General features: G+C 58.9%; 19 protein-coding genes. 10 read left to right on the top strand and 9 right to left on the bottom strand.

The genetic code is table 11. The annotated features are described in order from the left end of the window. Nucleotides 1-411 precede the first annotated feature (411 nt). Complete coding sequence (locus HF945_RS01705; RefSeq protein ID WP_290524067.1) at nucleotides 412-1,431, top strand: glycosyltransferase family 9 protein; 1,020 nt, start codon at nucleotides 412-414, stop codon at nucleotides 1,429-1,431. 333 nt (nucleotides 1,432-1,764) lie between these two features. Here the strand turns inward: HF945_RS01705 and HF945_RS01700 are convergent, their stop codons facing one another. From HF945_RS01700 to bioB, 7 genes are all read right to left on the bottom strand, one after another. Beyond that, nucleotides 1,765-3,861 carry a metallophosphoesterase gene (locus tag HF945_RS01700; RefSeq protein ID WP_290524066.1) on the bottom strand — a complete coding sequence of 699 codons (2,097 nt, stop codon included), beginning with the start codon at nucleotides 3,859-3,861 and terminating at the stop codon, nucleotides 1,765-1,767. Next, nucleotides 3,858-5,594: an alkaline phosphatase D family protein gene (locus tag HF945_RS01695; protein ID WP_290524065.1), complete on the bottom strand. Its 1,737-nt coding sequence runs from the start codon at nucleotides 5,592-5,594 to the stop codon at nucleotides 3,858-3,860. Before HF945_RS01695 ends, HF945_RS01700 begins: the two co-directional genes overlap by 4 nt. 188 nt (nucleotides 5,595-5,782) lie before the next feature. Continuing rightward, a complete protein-coding gene (bioD, locus tag HF945_RS01690; protein ID WP_290524064.1) occupies nucleotides 5,783-6,427 on the bottom strand; it encodes a dethiobiotin synthase in 645 nt (214 codons plus the stop codon). 190 nt (nucleotides 6,428-6,617) lie between these two features. Then, nucleotides 6,618-7,439 carry a malonyl-ACP O-methyltransferase BioC gene (gene bioC, locus HF945_RS01685; protein ID WP_290524063.1) on the bottom strand — a complete coding sequence of 274 codons (822 nt, stop codon included), beginning with the start codon at nucleotides 7,437-7,439 and terminating at the stop codon, nucleotides 6,618-6,620. Further along, a complete protein-coding gene (gene bioH, locus HF945_RS01680; protein WP_290524062.1) occupies nucleotides 7,405-8,217 on the bottom strand; it encodes a pimeloyl-ACP methyl ester esterase BioH in 813 nt (270 codons plus the stop codon). The genes bioC and bioH overlap by 35 nt, the downstream gene beginning before the upstream one ends. A 74-nt stretch (nucleotides 8,218-8,291) precedes the next feature. Beyond that, entirely contained in the window at nucleotides 8,292-9,458 is a 1,167-nt protein-coding gene (bioF, locus tag HF945_RS01675) for an 8-amino-7-oxononanoate synthase (protein ID WP_290524061.1), read from the bottom strand. Between the two features lie 145 nt (nucleotides 9,459-9,603). Next, a complete protein-coding gene (gene bioB, locus HF945_RS01670) occupies nucleotides 9,604-10,755 on the bottom strand; it encodes a biotin synthase BioB (RefSeq protein ID WP_290524060.1) in 1,152 nt (383 codons plus the stop codon). Nucleotides 10,756-11,080: 325 nt separating this feature from the next. Here bioB and HF945_RS01665 point away from each other — a divergent pair, with 325 nt between their 5' ends. The 9 genes from HF945_RS01665 to HF945_RS01625 all read left to right on the top strand — a co-directional run bounded on the left by HF945_RS01665 (nucleotide 11,081) and on the right by HF945_RS01625 (nucleotide 17,481). Further along, nucleotides 11,081-11,524: a ComF family protein gene (locus HF945_RS01665; RefSeq protein ID WP_290524059.1), complete on the top strand. Its 444-nt coding sequence runs from the start codon at nucleotides 11,081-11,083 to the stop codon at nucleotides 11,522-11,524. Nucleotides 11,525-11,617: 93 nt separating this feature from the next. Continuing rightward, a complete protein-coding gene (locus HF945_RS01660; RefSeq protein WP_290524058.1) occupies nucleotides 11,618-12,148 on the top strand; it encodes a hypothetical protein in 531 nt (176 codons plus the stop codon). A 23-nt stretch (nucleotides 12,149-12,171) separates the two neighbouring features. Next, nucleotides 12,172-12,846, top strand: coding sequence for a 2-phosphosulfolactate phosphatase (locus tag HF945_RS01655; RefSeq protein WP_290524057.1), 675 nt, complete (start codon nucleotides 12,172-12,174; stop codon nucleotides 12,844-12,846). A gap of 194 nt (nucleotides 12,847-13,040) precedes the next feature. Beyond that, nucleotides 13,041-14,282: an acyl-CoA dehydrogenase family protein gene (locus HF945_RS01650; protein ID WP_290524056.1), complete on the top strand. Its 1,242-nt coding sequence runs from the start codon at nucleotides 13,041-13,043 to the stop codon at nucleotides 14,280-14,282. Between the two features lie 144 nt (nucleotides 14,283-14,426). Beyond that, complete coding sequence (locus HF945_RS01645) at nucleotides 14,427-15,239, top strand: fatty acid desaturase (RefSeq protein WP_290524055.1); 813 nt, start codon at nucleotides 14,427-14,429, stop codon at nucleotides 15,237-15,239. Beyond that, entirely contained in the window at nucleotides 15,236-15,637 is a 402-nt protein-coding gene (locus HF945_RS01640; RefSeq protein WP_290524054.1) for a hypothetical protein, read from the top strand. The genes HF945_RS01645 and HF945_RS01640 overlap by 4 nt, the downstream gene beginning before the upstream one ends. 141 nt (nucleotides 15,638-15,778) lie before the next feature. After that, nucleotides 15,779-16,504, top strand: coding sequence for a hypothetical protein (locus HF945_RS01635; RefSeq protein ID WP_290524053.1), 726 nt, complete (start codon nucleotides 15,779-15,781; stop codon nucleotides 16,502-16,504). A 71-nt stretch (nucleotides 16,505-16,575) separates the two neighbouring features. Continuing rightward, nucleotides 16,576-16,917, top strand: coding sequence for a 4a-hydroxytetrahydrobiopterin dehydratase (locus tag HF945_RS01630; RefSeq protein WP_290524052.1), 342 nt, complete (start codon nucleotides 16,576-16,578; stop codon nucleotides 16,915-16,917). A gap of 105 nt (nucleotides 16,918-17,022) precedes the next feature. Further along, entirely contained in the window at nucleotides 17,023-17,481 is a 459-nt protein-coding gene (locus HF945_RS01625) for a YiiD C-terminal domain-containing protein (protein WP_290524051.1), read from the top strand. Between the two features lie 313 nt (nucleotides 17,482-17,794). Here HF945_RS01625 and HF945_RS01620 read toward each other — a convergent pair whose 3' ends face one another. Continuing rightward, on the bottom strand, nucleotides 17,795-18,577 hold the full coding sequence (locus HF945_RS01620) for a pilin (RefSeq protein WP_290524050.1): 783 nt from the start codon (nucleotides 18,575-18,577) through the stop codon (nucleotides 17,795-17,797). Between the two features lie 188 nt (nucleotides 18,578-18,765). Then, a complete protein-coding gene (gene hemE / locus HF945_RS01615; RefSeq protein WP_290524049.1) occupies nucleotides 18,766-19,827 on the bottom strand; it encodes a uroporphyrinogen decarboxylase in 1,062 nt (353 codons plus the stop codon). Nucleotides 19,828-19,905 lie beyond the last annotated feature (78 nt).

The following is a 19,905-nucleotide window of genomic DNA, read 5'->3' as shown; positions in this document are numbered from 1 at the left end:
GAGCACAGAGAGCTCCCGCAAGAGAAAGCGCCTCCTCTTCCTCAGGACCTTCATGACACTCTGGGACGGCAGAGGGAAAGCTCCCGGCTTTTCCAGCCTTTCTACGAAGCCGCTGTAGGAGCGAGCCTGCTCGCGATCCGAGCCTAAGCGAGGTAAGGATTCCAGAAGCGCAATTCGAATGCGTTGGATCGCCATCTCTAGAAGCTACAAAAAAGCCGAGCCCAGACTCTGAGCGCGGCTTCAATATGGCAGATTGCTGCAGGCAGTGATCCGCGTTGTAGCTTGATGCGTGCAGCGTCTCCCGTTGTCATCCTGCCGTCACACCCCCCTCCTAGGCTGACCCTTCATGTTACGGATAACAGCGCCACAACGGATATGTCCCGGCACCTGATTCTTTTTCCCTGCAGCCACATGGGCAACCTGCTGATCGCCCTGCCTCACCTCAAGGCCATGCTCAGTGCGCACCCCGAGTCGCTGCTGGTGACCAGCGAGCGGTATGCGTCTCTGGTGTCACTCAGCCTTCCCGGGGAAACGCGCCTGCTGTTCTACCCGGAAACAAGCCTGGCCACCTCCCAGCCGTTACTACGCCGGATAGTCAGTTATCTGGGTTTTGTGCGCGCAATGCGGCAGTTCCGCGCCGATGTGGTTATCGATGTGGAAGGAGAACAGAAATCGGCCACGCTGGCCCGGCTCTGTGGCGCCCCACGACGGGTGGGACCACCCCGCCGGCACGCCGCCTGGTTTTATAATGATATACGCGAACCACAATGGAGCGGACACCGCTGGAACGGCTACGGCAGCCTCAGTCTGCCCGCCGCGCGAGCACCGGCTCACTATCTGCCCCTGACCAGCAATGACGTGGGCGAGCAGCAACTGCAGGTCGTCTCCCGGGAGCTGCCTGCCGGACCGCGGGTACTGATTCATGCCGGCGCCACCAAGACCTACAAGATGTGGCACCCGGAGCAGTTTGCCAGCCTCTGCCAACGGCTGCGACGCTGTGGATGTGTGCCTGTACTGATTGGCGCGGGGCACAAGGATCGTGCCCAGATCAAACGTGTGCAGAGCTTCCTCAGCGATCCGGTACCCGATCTTTGCGACCAGCTCGGGCTGGCAGGACTGGTGGCACTGTGTCACAGCAGCCAGGGCTATGTGGGCAATGACAGCGGCCCCATGCATCTGGCCGCGGCCTGCGGTCTGCCCACGGTTGCCCTGTTCGGCCCCACCGACGACAGGCTGTGGGCGCCGTTATCCGGCAAGGCGGTCAGCCTGCGCCGTCAACCTTGCCGCGAAGATTGTGAACGCAACAGCTGCGCACTGGACAGCTATCCCTGCCTGCAAAGCATTACCGTGGATCTGGTGCTGGAGCAGCTGGCACGGTTGGGCGTCCTGCCCGAACCCATCACGTTACCCATCCACCGAGCACTTCATTAAGCACGCCCGTTTCACGCTGACCGCCCCCACTATTCTCGGGAGCGTGCCTGTTACCAATGAAACACTGCTGCCTCATCTATAACTGTGGGAGCGTGCTTGCACGCGAAGGGGGCCAAACCTGGGTGAGGATAGATTCGCTTGCAAGCAAGCTCCCACAAAGCAAAGGACCTCCTGTTTTGACGGAGCGGCAGTTCCGGTGCGAAAACGCGAGCGGATCGCGGCCGCACCCGGAGGGCATAGCGAACGCCGCTCCTGCGCGAAAGAACGCCCGGTTAGCAGACGAAAAAAACCGCAGGGTTTCCCCTGCGGCCTTTTCCTGAAGTTCGAACCGGCTCAGAACAAATCCAGTAACCCGGCCACCAACCCGGTGATTGGCGAGAGCAGGTTCAGCAACGGATCCAGCGGATTCAGCACACGCTCATCCAGCTGTTCAGTCACTTCACGCACCACCACCAGCAACGCTGACGAGAGAGCATCGCCCGGCAGGGTCACATAGTCTTCCGCTCCAGGGATCTGGTTGAGCAGCAGCACGTCGCCAACCAGCGCCTGCAGGGTGGCCGCCACGGTGCCGATCAACTGCTCTCCGGTGGCGGACGTGTCCAGCAACACCAGCTGCTCCAGCGTGTTGGCCAGACCAAGGGTAACCGTGGACAAGACCTTGGTGAGGCCGGCAATCACCGGGACCTCGTCCGGCACCTGCTCGTCAATGCCATCGACAATGTTGTCCAGATTACGGGCCAGCTCTACCAGCGGCGCCGCGATAAAGGCAATATCCGCGCGGGTGTTGCCTTCCCCGGCCTCAATCCCGCCATTACCGAACCCGCCTGCGAAGGCTTCAAACGCCCCACCCAACTGGTCAAAGGGTGCCGGCAGAGTGCTGGTATCAATGGCCTGCAGCTGCTCTGACGCCGCCAGCACCGCTTCGATGGACTGGGTCATATCACTGTTATCACCAGACAGGATGGCCGCGGTGGCCGCATCCAGCGCATTGAACAGGATATCGGTACCCGCCAGCATCTGATCAAACACCTGGCGCTGCTCTTCCGGCAGGTCGGCTCCCGCTTCCGTAAAGCCGGATACCAGCGTTTCGCGCAGCTCCTTCAGCGGACCGGTGAAGTCGGCATCGAAACCCTCCGGCAACGGTAACGGCAGCGCATAACCGCCCAGTGACTGGCCGGAGAAATCATTGCCCGGTGAGGCCAGACGCATCATCTGCTTTTCAAAGCAGTGGGTGAACGCGGGCTGCAGTTCTCCCCCGGCCATCACACCCAGGCCCTCCGCCTCTGGATCTACCGTGTAAGCCTCTACGCACAGGGTGGCCGGTGTCATGGTTTCTGGATCGGCCTCGGTGGCTTTCATCCAGAAGAAACCATAGGTGTCGCCCTGCTGAAAACGGGCTTCGTTGCGTTCAGTATCCGCCAGGGAGCGGGTCTTGCCTGCTGCACCGCTGACAATGAATTCGGTGCGGCCACAGGAGGGCACCGCATTGAGTACCTGCAGATCGTGGTCATGGCCTGCGAACAGGAAGTCTGCCTGATCACACACTGCCTCTTCCATGAACGCCTTCCAGCGTTCACCGGCCAGCACCGGCAACAGGGCACTGGGGACGCCATCGTAATTGCCCGCGTTACCATGGGTGCCGTTGGACAGATAGGGGTGGTGAGACATGGCGATCTTGAAGACCGCATTGGAGCTACCCAGCGCATTCACCGCCCAGTTGCGCTGATCAATACCATAGGTGTGATACGCGTAGGCCAGATCCGGGTCAGCAAAGCCCCCGGCGATAGGATTGGAATCCAGCGCGAAAAAATCCACCAGCGGACGTGGGTTGGTCGTGGTCGTACCGGTGCTGTGTTTGTAATAGCGGTCCGGCATGTTCCAGCGGTTGGACAACTTTCCGTCAAAGTAGGTGTAGTCCACCTGGAACTCACCACGGGCATTGCCGGCACCATCCCCACCCACATAGGCGGTGTTGTCATGGTTGCCCAGCACCATATAAAACGGCAGCTGTACCGGCTCAAAGGGTTTCTCGAACTTTTCCTCGAACTGGGGATCATCAACGCTGGTCACCCCGGATTCGTAAATGTTGTCGCCCAGCCCCACAACCAGGTCGCAGCCTGGAAAGGTCATATCACCGACAAACTCGTCCTTGTTATCACAAACCTCGGCAATGGCTTCGCCCACCGCATACTGGCCAGCCGAGCCACTACCGGAATCACCGATAACCACAAACCGCACAGCCGCCGGCGGATTGGCCGCACCACCACTACCTTCATCCCCGTCATCCCCCCCATCCGGGTCAGCAGGCTGGTTGGGTGTGGGGGTGTTACCGGAAGCAGCATTCCCCCCGGATGAACTTCCACCATCGCCGCCACAGGCGGTCAGTGTGATGGCGGCAACCAACGGCAATAATTTCCAGGGGGCAATCATGACAATACCTCATTACGGGTGACGGAATTCAGGGGAAGGGGAGGGTTGTTCCATGCGGTGCGCAGCGTGCGCGGGCGAGACACGGGGCGGTCTTCGATGATGCGACTGTCGCCACTTTTCACCGTCACTACCTTGGTCTTGCTGGTATCGATCTGGCCACGCAGATCAAACGACTCGATACTCCGGGCGTAGTAAAACTCGGCCTGTGCATGTTCACGGGTTACATCCACGAGAATGAATCCCCGGGACTTGGCCTCCACATAACGAATGTGCGGATTCACCACCGGAATCAAAACGCCCGCCAACTCCGCAGCCCCTTCCGGGAACCCCGGGCTGGTCACCGCCGGCGTCACGAATTCTGCCGCCAATGGCTTGTCGAACAGGTCGCCCAACAGGGAAGACGGATTGCGGTAAATTTCCGTGGCCCAGGAGGTATGAATATCGCCGGTAAGCACCACCACGTTATCGATGTTGTTGTCATCGATATGATTGAGAATTTTCAACCGGTCCGCGGCATAGCCATCCCATTGATCCATATTGATGGCAGAAAGGTTGCCACGCAGTTGTGCCTGGTCTTCGCTGAGGCTGGGTAGTTCAGCAATATTCAACTGGCCGAACATCACCTGCTGGCCGATGAACCGCCATTGGGATGAGGACTGACTCAGGGAATCGAGCAGGAAGTCCATCTGCGCATCACTGATCAGATGGCGATCTTCGCTGTTACGGGCCGGATCAAGGGGGACGGTCAATTGTTCATCGCGGCCTTCCAGACGGGTATCGAGCATGGTCAGATCGATCAGGTCACCGAACTGGAACCGCCGGTAGATCACACTGAAATTTCCCGGCTCCCGCGGGCGAATCGGCAGCCATTCGAAATAGGCCTGCCGGGATACCGCCTTGCGTTCTTCCCAGTCTCCTTCGCTAAGCGGCTGGTGATTCTCGGCACCATCGCGATAGCTGTCATTGGTAGACTCATGATCATCCCATACGGCAATCATGGGAAACTGCTGATGCACAGCCTGCAGGTCTTCATCGGTCTTGTACTGGGCATGACGGGCACGGTAATCCGCCAAGGTCACCATTTCCTGTGGCGGCAGCGGGTCCCGCTCAGGGAAATCTCCGTACTCACCGGGGCCGTATTCATACAGGTAATCCCCCAGGTGCAACACGAAATCCAGATCACCCCGTTCTGCCACAGCACGATAGACCGAGAAAAAACCGTAGGCATAGTTGGCACAGGAAACCACCGCAAAACGGGCTCGGTCGATAAAACTGGAGGAGGCCGGGAAGGTGCGGGTACGCCCCACAGGAGAATGCTGATCGCCCACTGAAAACCGGTAGTAATACCAGTGATCCGGTTGCAGGCCATCCGCATCTACCTTGACGCAATAATCCCGTTCTGCGGTAGCGGTAGCCGCGTAAACCGCCACCGGCTGCAACATGGCCTGGTCCGTTGCCACCGTAACAACCACAGGAATTTCACCCTCTTGCTCAGGGGTGACCCGGGTCCACAGCATGACCCGATCGGAAAGTGGGTCGCCGGACGCCACGCCATGCTCAAAACGCACGTTCGGCGCGGCAGTTACTGGTGGCTCATCCGGTTGGTTGGGTGTGGGTGTTGCCGGTGAGTTTGCCTGTACCCCAACAGAACCACTGCCTCCACCGCAGCCCGCCAGCGCCAGGGTTCCCCCGGCGCCCAATGCCTGAATGACGCTTCGCCGTTTGCTGTCCATGTATTTTCCCCCAGAATGTCGAGATGTCCGTTGTCACGGGACCACTCAAGGTTAGGCAGGAAATTGCACGGGAACAGTGGCGCTTGGGTAGTTGCACTGTAGTACTATGTAGCGGCCTGTAACCGCCCAGTTAAAGATGACAGGCCCATGAATTCAACGACTTGCAGCCCTGTCATTGTGTGCCGAAATCACAGGATGGCAAAGGCGCCCGGGAGGTGCTGGCGCAGGGTCAGCAGATTGTCTTCCTGGGCATCCATGTCACCAAAGCAATTGGCCATGGTTCCCGCATAGCGCAAGCCATCCTTTTCGATGGTCTCTGCGGTCAGCAGAGCATGACTGATGCACCCCAGCTTCATCCCCACCACCTGGATCACCGGCACCTCCAGCTCCTTGGCCAGCGCAGACAGCATCTCACGGTCATTCAATGGCACGCGCCAGCCGCCTGCGCCTTCGATCAGGATCAGGTCGGCCGGATGCGCATTGAGCGCCCCGCGCACATAGCCCACCAGCCGCGCCAGCGTGATGACCTTACCTTCCTGGCGAGCCGCAATATGCGGCGCAATCGGCGCCTTGAACGCCACCGGGTTGACCACTTCATAGGGCAGTTTTACCGAGCTTGCCGCCATCAATTGCAGGGCATCATCATTCCGCCAACCCTCTGCGGTTTCCTCGCAACCCGCCGCCACCGGCTTGAGCCCGTAGCAGCTCAACCCCGCTTCACGGGCACGCTCCAGCAAACGACAACTGACCCAGGTTTTGCCGACTTCGGTGTCGGTGCCGGTGATGAAGAAGATGCCTTTGAGGGCGGGGAGGGGTGGTTTCTGATTTTCCATGGAGTTCTGACTCAAGAGTTGGTAGCTAACGACGGATCAGTTGAAAGTTCAAAGTTTAAAGTTGAAAAGCGCGAGAGAGATTATTGTGTTAGAGAGTCCGTGCCCGCGCCATTAACTGAGATCGCGGGCACGGCATTACATTTTTCGGCAGTCTGATTCGCGTTTCAACTTTAAACTTTGAACTTTCAACTCACGACTTTTCCGCTTCCAGAAACAGTACATTCCAGGTCAGCGGCAAGCCCTGGTCCGTACGTTTTTTCTCGTACTCTTCCACCATCGCCAACCAGGCATTCTTGCCGGTCAGGCCGGAAGCGCCACTGACATGATCCGCGCCGGTCGCCTTGAGACGGCGAGCGATGGATTTTACCGAATCGTAGTATTCCACCATCACTTGCTGCTGCAAATCCGCATCCATGAAGCCGCACTGCAGGGCCGCACTCTGCCAGTCAGCCAACCCCGGCAACGCATTCACATGCGGGCGCTGATTGATAACCTGCCAGCTTTGTTGCAGTTCCCTGAGAGAGCCCGCCAGCGGAAGCGCCAGCAGCACACGCCCAGCGGGCGCCAACACACGATAGATTTCCGCCAGTACAATTTGCGGATCACACCACTGCAACGCAAAGCAGCTAAACACCAGCCCCTGGCTGGCATCCGCCAGCGGCAGTGCTTCCGCATCGGCACAAAGCGGCTGGTAACGTTCATTGAACCGACCACGGGTCTGCGCTTCAGCCAGCATCGCCCGGGACAGATCCACCGCTTGCCAGCCCACTGTCGGCAACGCCTGTTGCTGGGCACGGGCAAATGGGGCCGTGGCACAGCCAAGATCCAGAGCTGCGTCCACCGGCAACTGCTGCGGTAACCGCTGCACCAATGAACGCCCCACCGCCAGCTGCAAGATCGCATGCTCGTCATAGCTGCGCGCTGCGCGACTAAAATGATCGCTGACAGCATGCTTATCGGTTTCCGGCACGGCCATGTCAGTTGACCAACTGATGTTCGCGATAGAAGTCATACACTGCTTGGGTAAAGGTTCCGGGGGCTGACAGGAAAGGCACATGGGCCACCTGTTCGATCAGGGCGGTACGACCGTTGTTGATTAGCGACTCACTGGCCGCCATGGCGGCGGCAGGGACAATATGATCGTTCTCGCCAAACACCATCAACACCGGCATGGACAAGGTTGGCAGCACCTCGCGCAGATCTGCATCACGAAGAATGTCGAGGCCGCCTCGCAAAGCCCGGGGGGCAGGCAATCCGCAGAAATACAGAATCTCTTTGAGTCTTGCGGTATCTGCACGCATGGCGGCACTGCCTTTACAGTTCAACGCCAAAAAACGTACCAGCGTGCCTTCCTGATCTTCGTCGAACATTTCCGCAAATTTTCCGAGGATCTCCGGCTTCATGGCGGTGCCCCACCCCTTGGTGGAGGTGAAACGCGGCGAGGTGGCCACCGTCACCACGGACTGCACCCGTTCCGGCGCTTTGTCCGCCATGGCCAGGGCCACCAGGCCGCCCAGTGACCACCCCAGCACATGGGCTTTCTGCGGCATGATCGCCAGCACTTCCTCTGCCAGAAAATCCATAGTGTATTCGGCGCCTGGCAACGGGCTCTGCCCCATACCCGGCAGATCCACCACCGTCACCCGGAACCGTTCCAGCAGCGCCGGCACGACGTCATCAAAAACGATGGCATGCAGTCCCCAGCCATGAATCAGGACGATATCCAACGCTTCGGCATCATCGACGCCAGTGGCCTTGTAGGTGTTGTGATAGGGAATCAGCTTGGGCATTGAAGGTCCTTTGGTCACAGGTCTGACGTCGGAAGTCTGACGGCAGAAGCAAAACAGGCTGGCCTTTTTGAGCGTCAGACGTCAGACGTCAGACGTCCGACTTCATCAAGCGCTGCCAACAGCGCATCCACATCCGCCAGTTCGTGAGCGGCAGACAGTGTCACTCTCAACCGCGCCTCCCCTTCCGGCACCGTGGGCGGGCGGATCGCGGTGATCAGAAAACCCTTTTCCCGAAGCGCGGCACTCAAAGCCATGGCATCGGCATCACTGCCGATCAGGATTGGCTGGATCGGCGTCTGCGAATCCATCAGCGCATATCTCTGCTCACTGGCGCCGGCACGAAAACGCGCCACCAGCTCCGCCAGTTTTTCCCGGCGCCAGTGCTCCTGCTGTGATTTCTTCAGGCTGGTGAGCGTTGCAGCCGCCACCGCCGCCGGCATGGCGGTGGTGTAAATAAAAGTGCGGGCAAATTGTATCAGGGTCTCGATCAGGTCATGACTGCCAGCTACAAAAGCACCGCCGCTACCCAGGCCCTTGCCCAGGGTGCCCATCAGAATCTGGACGCGTTCATTCACGCCCTGGGCAAACAGTGAGCCTCTCCCCTGCTCGTCCAGCACGCCAATGCCATGGGCATCATCCACCATCAGCCAGGCATCATTGGTTTCGCAAACCGCCGCCAGCGCCGCCAGCGGAGCCTCATCACCATCCATGCTGAACACACCATCGACCACCGCCAGTTTGCGGCGCGCGTCGCTGCGTTGCAGCAGTCGCTCCAGCGCTGCGGGATCGTTGTGGGCGAAGCGGCGGAAGCGCGCCCCGCTGAGCAGACCACCGTCGAGCAGGGACGCATGATTGAGCCGGTCTTCGAAGACCGCATCAGACTTGCCGAGCAGCGCCGACATGACACCCAGATTGGCCATATAGCCCGTGGAAAACAGCAAGGCGCGTTCACGCCCCGTGTGGGCAGCCAGGGCTTCTTCCAGATCCTGGTGGGGACGTTGATGACCGCACACCAGATGGGAGGCGCCGCTGCCCACCCCCCAGTCACTGGCGGCCCGCTGAAAGGCAGCAATCACCTCCGGGTCATTGGCCAGCCCCAGATAATCATTGCTGCAGAAATTCAGGTAATCACGCCCTGCCAAACGCGCAAAGCGACCACAAGGGCCGTCCATCACCAGCGGTTCGCGGAAACGGTGTTGCTGGCGGCGCTCTTCAAGGTCAGCGGCGAGATCAAAGGTCATTGCTAAACCCGTAGGGCGGAAATTGGCGTGAGCCAATCTCCGCCACGACGTAAGCGCCAATCAATGGCTGGAGAAAATGGATACACGGCATGGTAATTAGCCATCGGTGGAGATCGGCTCACGCCGATTTCCACCCTACGGAGAATCAATGCTCGGTAGCAGCAGGGCGGCCTGTGTCCTTGTCGAGCACGTGCTTCGCGGCGCGCTTTTCGCCCATGGCGTTATAGAACAAACCTTGCTCTTCCGCCTGCTGCTCGGCCACCTGCGCCTTGATCGCTTCTTCGTGGGCCTCGTCAGATGCCTCGTGTCGGGGATCCAGCGGATGAATGCCCAGGCGCTTGAAGAGCAGCTGGTCGTGATTGGCTTCCGGGTTATCGGTGGTCAGCAGACGCTCACCGTAAAAGATGGAGTTGGCGCCGGCCATGAAACACAGGGCCTGGGCTTCATCGTTCATTTCCTGGCGGCCGGCAGAAAGACGCACGTAGGATTCCGGCATCAGGATACGGGCCACTGCCACGGTACGGACAAACTCGAAGGGGTCCAGGTCATCCACATCTGCCAGCGGTGTGCCTTCAATCTTCACCAGCATGTTGATCGGCACGGACTCCGGATGGTGCGGCAGGTTGGCCAGCTGCTGCAGCAGGCCCACCCGGTCATCGCGCTCCTCGCCCATACCGACGATGCCGCCACAACATACCTTCATACCGGCATCACGCACGTTGGAGAGGGTGCTGAGCCGATCGTTGTAGGTACGGGTGGTGATCACCTTGCCGTAGTATTCCGGCGAGGTATCCAGATTGTGGTTGTAATAATCGAGACCGGCGTCAGCCAGAGCATCGGCCTGCTCCTTGTCCAACATGCCCAGGGTCATGCAGGTTTCCATGCCCAGCCCCTTCACCTGACGAATCATATCCAGCACATAGGGCATGTCGCGGTCACGGGGGCTGCGCCAGGCGGCCCCCATGCAGAACCGGGAAGCCCCCTTTTCTCGCGCGGCTTTCGCTTCTTCCACCACCCGTGCGACTTCCAGCAGCTTTTCCTTTTCCAGTTCAGTGTTGTAGTGGCCGGACTGGGAGCAATACTTGCAGTCTTCCGGGCAGGCGCCGGTCTTGATGGACAGCAGAGTACTCACCTGCACCGCATTGGGGTCAAAATGGGCCCGGTGCACACTGGCAGCCTGAAACAGCAGATCATTGAATGGCAGGGCAAAAAGCGCTTCGATCTCACTGCGTTTCCAGTCATGGCGTACAACCATCTGAGACTGGGTGGAATGGGCGGTGCTGGCGGTAGCGGGCATGCTGGTCTCCTTATTCGAGCCTTGAAGGCTAGGGAGCGCCATGCCGCCTGTCAACCACTCCGACGCAGCAAAAGTTTACCGACGATCATTTTTTGATCTATTTAGCCATTGCCTGCTCTGCGGTCACCAGCAGGGCAAGCTGATTTGTAAGGCCTGTGAGTCGTTGCTTCAGCCATTACCCTCAGCACAATGCCGCTGCGGCCTGCCTTTCAATGCGACCAACGGAGAGCACAGCCTCACGGAGACCGCCCCCCTCTGCGGCCGCTGCATCCGACACCCTCCGCCCTTTTCTGCCAGCACGGCCGTATACCCCTATCAGTTTCCGGTGGACAGACTGATCCAGGGGTTCAAATATCAGGGCAAGATGGTGAACGAACGCGCCTTGCAGCAGCTGATACACCAGGCGGAACTGCCCTGGCCACACTGCGACCTGCTTTGCCCTTTGCCCGTTCATTGGCTGCGACGCTGGCAACGGGGATTCGACCAGGGGGAAAGACTGGCCAACCTGCTCGGCCAACAATGGCAGCGACCCGTTGTCCAGGCCCTAACACGGTACCGCCCCACCCCCCATCAGCAAGGACTCACTCGCAGCCAGCGACAACGCAACCTTCGTCAGGCTTTCCGCTGCCGGGCCCGGATTCAAGGCCGTCATATCCTGCTGATTGACGATGTGATGACCACCGGGAGCACAGCCAGGGAAGCAAGCCGGGTCCTGCTGGATGCCGGCGCAGCTTCGGTACAGGTATGGTGCCTGGCGCGCACCCTGTAACACCGCCCTGCCAAACGGGCCATTGCACTCCCTCAAGGGTGAAACCCACACAGACTCTAGGCATAATGACGCCTTGTTCACGGAGGGATAACCATGAAAAAAATAATAATCTTGATGGCCATGCTTGCCCTGTTCAGCAGCGGCGTTCAGGCGGAAGAACGGTATAGCGGGGTCAACCTGATCCGCGGCACGGTGGTATCGGTGGGTCGTGTTGATCCCACCGAAGATATCGACACCGGTTTCTTTGTGGATGCCAACTACAGCAGCGTGGCCCTCAACGGCGGCATTGCCACCAAGAAATTCGGCGACTCGCCCTTGCGACCCGACAGCCGTGATGATTTTTCAGAGGCCGATGGTGAGCGCGTCAACAACGGCTACTTTGGGATCGGCTTCAGCCGTTTGATTCAGGTGCAATACGGTTACGGCAATCACGGCGATCTGATGCGTTTCCGCTCGGATTTCAATTTCCGCTCAGTGATGGACTTCCTCTCCGGCACCCGCACCCCCAAGGACCGGCTCACCATTGGTGACCGCATCACCTTCACCGTGGCTATCGAGCAATACCTGGATGAAGAGGAAGAGATTTTCGACAATGCGACCTGGGGCGTCGGGCTCCTGTTCTAGGGCCGCGCCCCGCAAGGAACTCTATGGAAATTCACATCGCCCAGGGGCATAACCCGCCACACAACATCCATGGCATTACCGTGGTGATTGACGTGATTCGTGCCTTCACCACCTGCCACCACGCCTTTCGCAAGGGCCTGCGCTGCATCTGGCCAGTGGCCAGTGCGGAACAGGCCTTTGCCCTGCGCGATGAGCACCTTCCCGACGCCCTGCTGGCCGGAGAGGTGGAGGCCCTGCCGATCAAGGGGTTCGACTTCGGCAATTCTCCCTGGGAGATGGACCATGCTGAACTGGCGGACAGGGAAATCATCCTGCGCACCACCAACGGGGTGGCAGCCACATTGCGGGCCCGCGACAGCCGCGAGGTGTTGGTAGCCGGGCTGATCAATGCCGAGGCCACCGCCAACTACCTGCGTGAACTGACCCCCCCCACTGTGGTGCTGGTGGCCTCGCACCCCACCGGCGACGAGGACGTGGCCTGCGCAGAGTACATCCGCCACCTGCTGGGAGGCGAAGGCATCAGCTACGAAGCGGCCCGCGAGCGCACCCTCAATGCCCGTGCAGCACAGAAGTTTTTCAATGGCAGCCACCCGCGGCTGCGCCCCGAAGACATCGAGGCCGCCGCCAGCAACGCCGGCCCCGGCGCCCTGGTCATGAAGGTGCGCTTCGACCCGTTCCCCTGCATCACCGCTCACTGATACCCCTCCACGGCAACCCGCCAGGTTTCAGGCGGGCCTTGCCGGTTTTTGCATTTCTGCGTCAGGCATCAGGCGTCTGGCTTCCAGCGTCTCTATTGATCCCGAACGTCAAGGATTCCGTCCGTTATGATCAATGCGGCGCAGGAGAGCTTGTTGTTACTGTTGAGACATTCTCAAACTGACAGGACAACCCAATGATTCAGTGGTCAGAACAACAACAGATGATCCAGAAAATGGTGCGCGATTTCGTGGAGAAAGAAGTCGTTCCTCAGCTGGATGACATCGAATACAACGGCGTCCCCCCTTACGACATCCTGCGCAAGCTGATCACGACGTTCGGCATGGATGTGATGGCCAAGCAGAGTTTTGAAAAGCAGCTGGCACGGGAAAAAGCCATCGCCGCCGGCGAAACCGTCGAAGAAAAGAAAAAGGATGGCCCCTCTGCCATGGCCGGGGAAGAAGCGGCCATGCGCATGATCCCTATCATCGAAATCTGCCGTCATGCCCAGGGGCTGGTCACCGCCATGGGCGTCTCCATGGGCCTGGCCGGCGGGGCCATCATGAGCAAGGGCACCATCGAACAGAAAGAGCGCTGGGCGCTACCGCTGCTGACACTGGAAAAAGTCGGCGCCTGGGCCATCTCCGAACCTAACGCTGGTTCCGATGCCTTTGGACAGATGAAGACCCTGGCACGCCGGGACGACAACGGTGGCTATATTATCAACGGCAGCAAAACCTGGATCACCAACGGCCCCTTCGCCGATACCATCATCCTGATCTGCAAGCTGGATGAAGAGGGCGTGGCGCCGGAACAGCGCAAGATCGTGTCCTTCATCCTGGACAGCGGCATGGAAGGCCTGGAGCAATCCAAACCCTTCAAGAAGATGGGCATCGGCTCCTCCCCCACCGGCGAACTGTTCCTTAACGATGTGAAAGTGGGTAAAGACCGCCTGCTGGGTGGCAGCGAAGACAGCTATGGGCGCAGCGGAGCCAAGGGCACCTTCATGCAGGAGCGCGCTGGCGTGGCGGCCATGGCACTGGGCATGGTGGAACGGGCCATGGAGCTGTCCGTGCAGTACGCCAACGACCGCAGCCAGTTCGGCCGCCCCATTGGCCAGAACCAGTTGATCCAACTCAAACTGGCCAAGATGGAAGTCGCCCGCAGCAACCTGCAGAACATGGTATTTCGCTATATCGAGATGACCGCAGAAGGGAAGCAGATGACCCTGGCTGAAGCCTCAGCCATGAAGCTGTATGCCGCCCAGGCCGCCATGGAAGTAGCCACTGAAGCCGTGCAGATCCACGGTGGCTACGGGTACATGCGCGAATCCCGAGTGGAACAACTCATGCGTGATGCCAAGATCCTTCAGATCTACGCCGGCACCGACGAAATGCAGATTATTGCCATTGCCAGAGATCTGCTGAGCCGCGCCTGAACCCCGCCATTTCTGCACCACAGCCCCCTATTGGCCAAGGCGCTGGCTCGCCCGGTCAATAGGGCCACACCAACACAAAAGTATAATATTAGACTCACCCCTTATTCGTATTAAGGGCCCCATAGAGGCCCGGGTGGATGAGAGATGTTGGTACGCTATAGGGCCGATCGAGCCGCAGTTGCCCTGGTGTTGGCGGTATTTTCCCTGCAACTGGGACTGTTTTTCTTTAGCCACGGCCTCGCAACCTGGCTGGGCATGCTGGCATTGCTCCCCATACAGGTTTCCTGCGGGGCGATCTGCCACAACCACCACCATGTGAATGTCTTCCGAAAACGGCCCCTGAACCGGCTGTTTGAATGCATTCTCTATCTGCAGACCGGCACCAGCCCCCTCAGCTGGACCCTGCACCACAACATCGGTCACCACAAACTCTATCTTGATCCGCAGAAAGATCCGTCACCCTGGCAACAACCCGACGGCTCACTGATGCCCCGCTGGCGCTATGTACTGGTGAACACCCTGATGATTTACCCGGAAGTTCATCGCATCGGGCAGCAGCACCCTCAGCTCTATCGGCGTTTCCTGAAAATGTTTGTGATCGCCAACATACCGCTTGTTCTGACATTCATGCATGACCCGCGCAATGCCATGATTATCTTCCTTCTGCCCATGCTCACCATGCTGTTTCTGTTGCTGGACAACACCTATGGCCAGCATGCCGGCACCGGTTTTGAGGATCATTTTCATGCCTCCCGCAATGTTGAGCTCAAGCGTTACAACCTGCCCTCCTGGAATCTGGGCTACCACACCGCGCACCACATGCTGCCGGGCATTCACTGGAGTGAGCTGCCCAGCCTGCACGCCCGTATTCGACACCGGATTCCCGACCACCTGATCGCCGACCATGTCTTTCTGCAGTGGGAGCCAGGTCGCCAGCATCAGGGCGAGCCCTCATGAAAGGTGTGATTATAGGGTTACTGATCCTGGTGAGCGGCGGCCTTGCCCGGGCCAGCGACTGTTATTACTACTGGACCCAGCAGTGTGTGGAAGTGATTGATGCCAGCAAGCGACAACTTCGTCAAAGCGTGCTGATTTCACCCTCCATCAATTACTTCAACAGTGGTGAGCAGCAATGCGACAGCGCCGCCGAAGCGCGCCAGGCCACCCTGATGGCTCCGCTTATGGAGGCATTCAACGCAACCGCCAGCACCGTTCGCGACTGCAACATCCCCCTGGAGGCGGTCTCACTGCGCGTGTTTGAGCAACCCGCCAAGGCCACCTGGCATTACAATCGGGCCCAGCGCGCGGCGAACAACAAGACCATCATCCCAGTGGACAATCTGCCATTGATGTAAGTCACACCGGTCAGCCCGGAGGCTGGCGGCCCCCCTTCAGGATTATGCTATGATCTTCAGGCACCTGCCTGTGCCGTAAAAGGCGAGCGCGCTCTGCGCCTTGCCAGGGTGCCTGCAGCTTTTTCCTATTCGGGGCAAATAATGAAAATAATCAAAACCGCCGCGTTACTCTTCATCACGTCACTGCTTTCCCTTCTGGCTGGCTGCCAGGGGCTCCAGGGCGAACGTGAAGGGGACTATTACTTCTCGCCTGCTGGCGCCTACATCCTGGACCTCAGCATCAACACCTTCCGGGGCGAAGTGGTGCTGGATGAGCGCTGTGACCGAAATGGTGGCTCCACCACGTTCTGGGATGGCAGCGGCCGCCTGTTCCGTGCGGACTACCTGAATGTACAGAATCACCCCATGATCGAGGCACCGCGCTTTGCTTCGGATCTGACACTGCTCAATCTGACACTGAACAGTTATCTTCGCGACGTGGTGGCAAAGGCCCCCATGATTACCAGCGCCGAGGCCTCCTACCGTGAATTCCTGGAAGACGCCGAGCCCAAGGCACTGTTTGCTATCATCGGCATCAATATTGATGCCGCCCAGGTGAAAGACCTGGAAGCGGAAAGCGGTACCTACTATTACGGTTTCCTACTGTTCAAACGTGGCGACCTGATCTATGTACTTCAACACAGACAGCCAGTGCTGATGCCCGAGAAGATGAAGGCGGTGCTGCTGAACCTGGCTGCAGGCATGGAAATTCCTGGCCGGGTACGTGACGACACCGATCTGGAAAAGCTACGCCGCATCCTCAAGAAAATGGCCCCGGGCGGCACCGACGGCGACCCGGTTCGTCTGTGCGAACCCGGCCAGCCGTAAATTGCCAACCTGATCCGTATCGCTGACAATGGAAGCGTGCTTCCATTGTCAGTATGAGACCGGAACCCGCCATGACCACATTGAATACCCAAGCCTGTGAGGCATGCCGTGCCGATGCACCTGCCGTCACAGAACAAGAAAAGGAAACGCTCTTCCCGCAGATCCCCGAATGGATCCAGGTAGAAGAAGACGGCGTGGAAAAGCTGCAGCGACACTTCAGCTTCCGCAATTTCGAGCAGGCGCTGGCCTTCACCAATCAGGCAGGCCAACTTGCGGAACGGGAAGGCCACCACCCGGCCATTCTTACCGAATACGGCAAGGTCACTGTGACCTGGTGGACCCACAAGATCGGGGGCCTGCACCGCAATGATTTTATCTGCGCCGCCAAGACCGACGCGCTGCTGGATCAGTAACCCCTCATCCTGACTGACCGTTTACGCCAGTGCAGTGAACGAAACGGCTTCACTGCACTGTTCAGGCCTTTGTTAGCATCCGCGTTAACTTGAGGAGAAACTGACATGGCCCTGACTGAAGAACAGAAGAACCTGATCAAATCCGCCAGCGACAAGACTTTTCCGTTCGTTGAGCGCTGCGAAGTGCAGACCCTGGACGTGGATCGCGGCTACTGCAAGATGCTGATGCCGTTCAAGCCCAACATCAACCACGTGGGCATCATGTACGCAGGCGCCCTGTACACCATTGCCGAACTGCCCGGTGGCACCATCTACCTGACCTCCTTCGACACCAAGAAGTACTACCCCATCGTCAAGGACATGTCGATCCGCTTCCGTCGCCCGGCCACTACGGATGTCACTGTGGAAGTGACCCTGAGCGAAGAAGAGATTGCCCGCATCGAAAAGACCACCGAAGAGCAAGGCAAGTGTGACTTCGAGTGGGATGTGGAACTGAAAGACGCCAACGGCGAGGTGGTTGCCATCTCCCACAACGTCTACCAGATGCGTAAAATCGGCGCGTAAAGCAGTTGCGAGTTGAAAGTTGAAACGCGCGAACAAGACCTCGTGTTTTGACTGGACGCTTTTCGCCGCGCGCACATAAAAGGCCGCACCCGTCTCCGGGCGCGGCCTTTTTCGTACCAGCACAAACCCGGCGTTCATCGCGTTTGAACTTTCAACTTTACACTTTCAACTGATCCTCCCCCGCATCACGCTGCACGCAACAACGCGTGTGATGTCATAGCGACTCAAACAAAAGAGGCCGCGCCCAAATGCCGGACGCGGCCTCTTTTCGCTTTTCGTAGCTCGTAGCTCGTAGCTCGTAGCTCGTAGCGAATTATTCAACCTGCTCACAAAAGCTATTGGGCCCCATTTTCACTGTAGTGGTGCATTGCCACTCCACACCACGAATCCCTGAGTCAGTGGGCCAGGTACTCAGGCTATGGCCTTCCAGGGGGCCGGCAAGCTCCAGTTTTAGCAGCCCCTCCTGCAACAGATAGGCGCGCTTGATACGCTTGCCAACCACCTGCTCAGGCGCTACTCCGAGACTGTTCAGGTCTTCCGGCCAGGCACCGGTCATGGCGTAGTATTCCACCATCTGCATCCGCAACGCACTGACTGTCGTGAATACCTGTGACAACTCGGCTCTTTCGCGGGTGCTACTGAACAGCTGCCAGGTTTTTTCATCCACCCCGGGAGGCGGCGGATTACTGGACTTGCTTGCGACGGCCGGCGCCGCTTCCGGCATAATGACTCTCAGAGCCAGGGCATCAATATCCGCTTCGTAACGGGCGCGAACGGAACAGCGTGATCCCGTCCAGCGACGCCCTTCTACCCTCGGCTTCTCCTGGAATAATTGGCTCAGATAGGCTTCATCCAGCAATGCGCTTTCCAGCCCCTGTTCCTTGTAAGCCAGTCGCCGCTGCCGATAGGCATCTGTGGCCTCAATCACACTGAGAAGACTGCCATGCAGCTCCTCGGTCATCTTGGCTAATGCCCGGTCACAGACCTGCTGCTCGGTTTCACCGTCCTCGGCCCGTTCGACCTTGGCCAGGGCCAGTGACATGGACAACGCTGGCAGCGACCAGCACAGCAGCACCGCGATGATCAAATATCGCATTGGAATCCCCCCCCCTTAGAGCAGCGGCAAGCCTCAAGCTACAAGCTGCAACGCGAATCAAGGATCTGTCAGGTTTGATGTCGCTGGAGCCGCGCCGACACGTTGGCCGCGGACTCCAGCGTTCAACACACATCAAGCCTTCAACCGCGTTGTAGCTTGCAGCTTGAGGCTTGTAGCTTGCCTTTCTGTTATTTCGTACTGAACTCGTGCACAGCCTCAATAAAGACCCGCGCGTGTTCAGGGTCAACCTGCGGCGTGATGCCATGACCGAGATTGAACACATGCCCGGGATGATCACCGAAATCCTCCAGAATACGCTTCACTTCTGCGCGAATCGCATCCGGTGAGGCGTACAGTACCGCCGGGTCCATATTCCCCTGCAAAGCCACCTTGCTCCCCACCCGACGGCGGGCCTCGCCGATATTGATGGTCCAGTCCAGACCCAGGGCATCACAACCGGTATCCGCCATGGACTCCAGCCACAGGCCGCCGTTCTTGGTGAACAGAATCACCGGCACCTTGCGGCCATCATGATCGCGAATCAGGCCGTCCACGATCTGCTTCATGTATTTCAGGGAGAACTGCTGGTACGCCTCGGCAGACAGTGCCCCGCCCCAGGTATCAAAAATCTGCACAGCCTGGGCACCGGCACGGATCTGGGCATTCAGGTAGGCAGTAACCGACTGGGCCAGCTTGTCGAGCATGGCATGGGCCAGTTCCGGCTGGCTGTAGACCATGCCCTTGAGGTGACGGAAATCCTTGCTGGAGCCGCCTTCCACCATGTAGGTGGCCAGCGTCCAGGGACTGCCGGAGAAACCGATCAGGGGAACACGACCATTCAAAGCGCCACGGATGGTGCTCACGGCATTCATCACATAGCCCAGATCCGATTCCGCATCCGGGATCGGCAGCGCCGCCACATCGGCCTCGGTGCGCACCACTTTCTTGAATTTCGGCCCTTCACCCGTCTCGAAGTACAGCCCCAGTCCCATGGCATCCGGAATGGTCAGAATATCGGAGAACAGGATGGCCGCATCCAGCGGGTAGCGCTCCAGCGGCTGCAGGGTCACCTCACAGGCCAGATCGGCGTTCTTGCACAGATCCATGAACGAACCGGCATGTTCGCGGCTGGCGCGGTATTCCGGCAGGTAGCGCCCCGCCTGTCGCATCATCCAGATAGGCGTGCGCTCGACGGATTCCCGGTTAAGGGCGCGAAGAAACAGGTCGTTCTGGAGAGGGGCGAAAGTCATTAATAAGTCCTAAAGTCCTGGCTGGACGCCTGAGGCATGATGCCCGACGCTCAACCCGCTTCTGATAGCATTGCGGCT

The sequence above is a fragment of the Alcanivorax sp. genome (assembly GCF_017794965.1).
Taxonomy (GTDB): domain Bacteria; phylum Pseudomonadota; class Gammaproteobacteria; order Pseudomonadales; family Alcanivoracaceae; genus Alcanivorax.
Note: the sequence above shows the minus strand (reverse complement) of the source record. Positions and strands in the feature narration are given on the sequence as shown.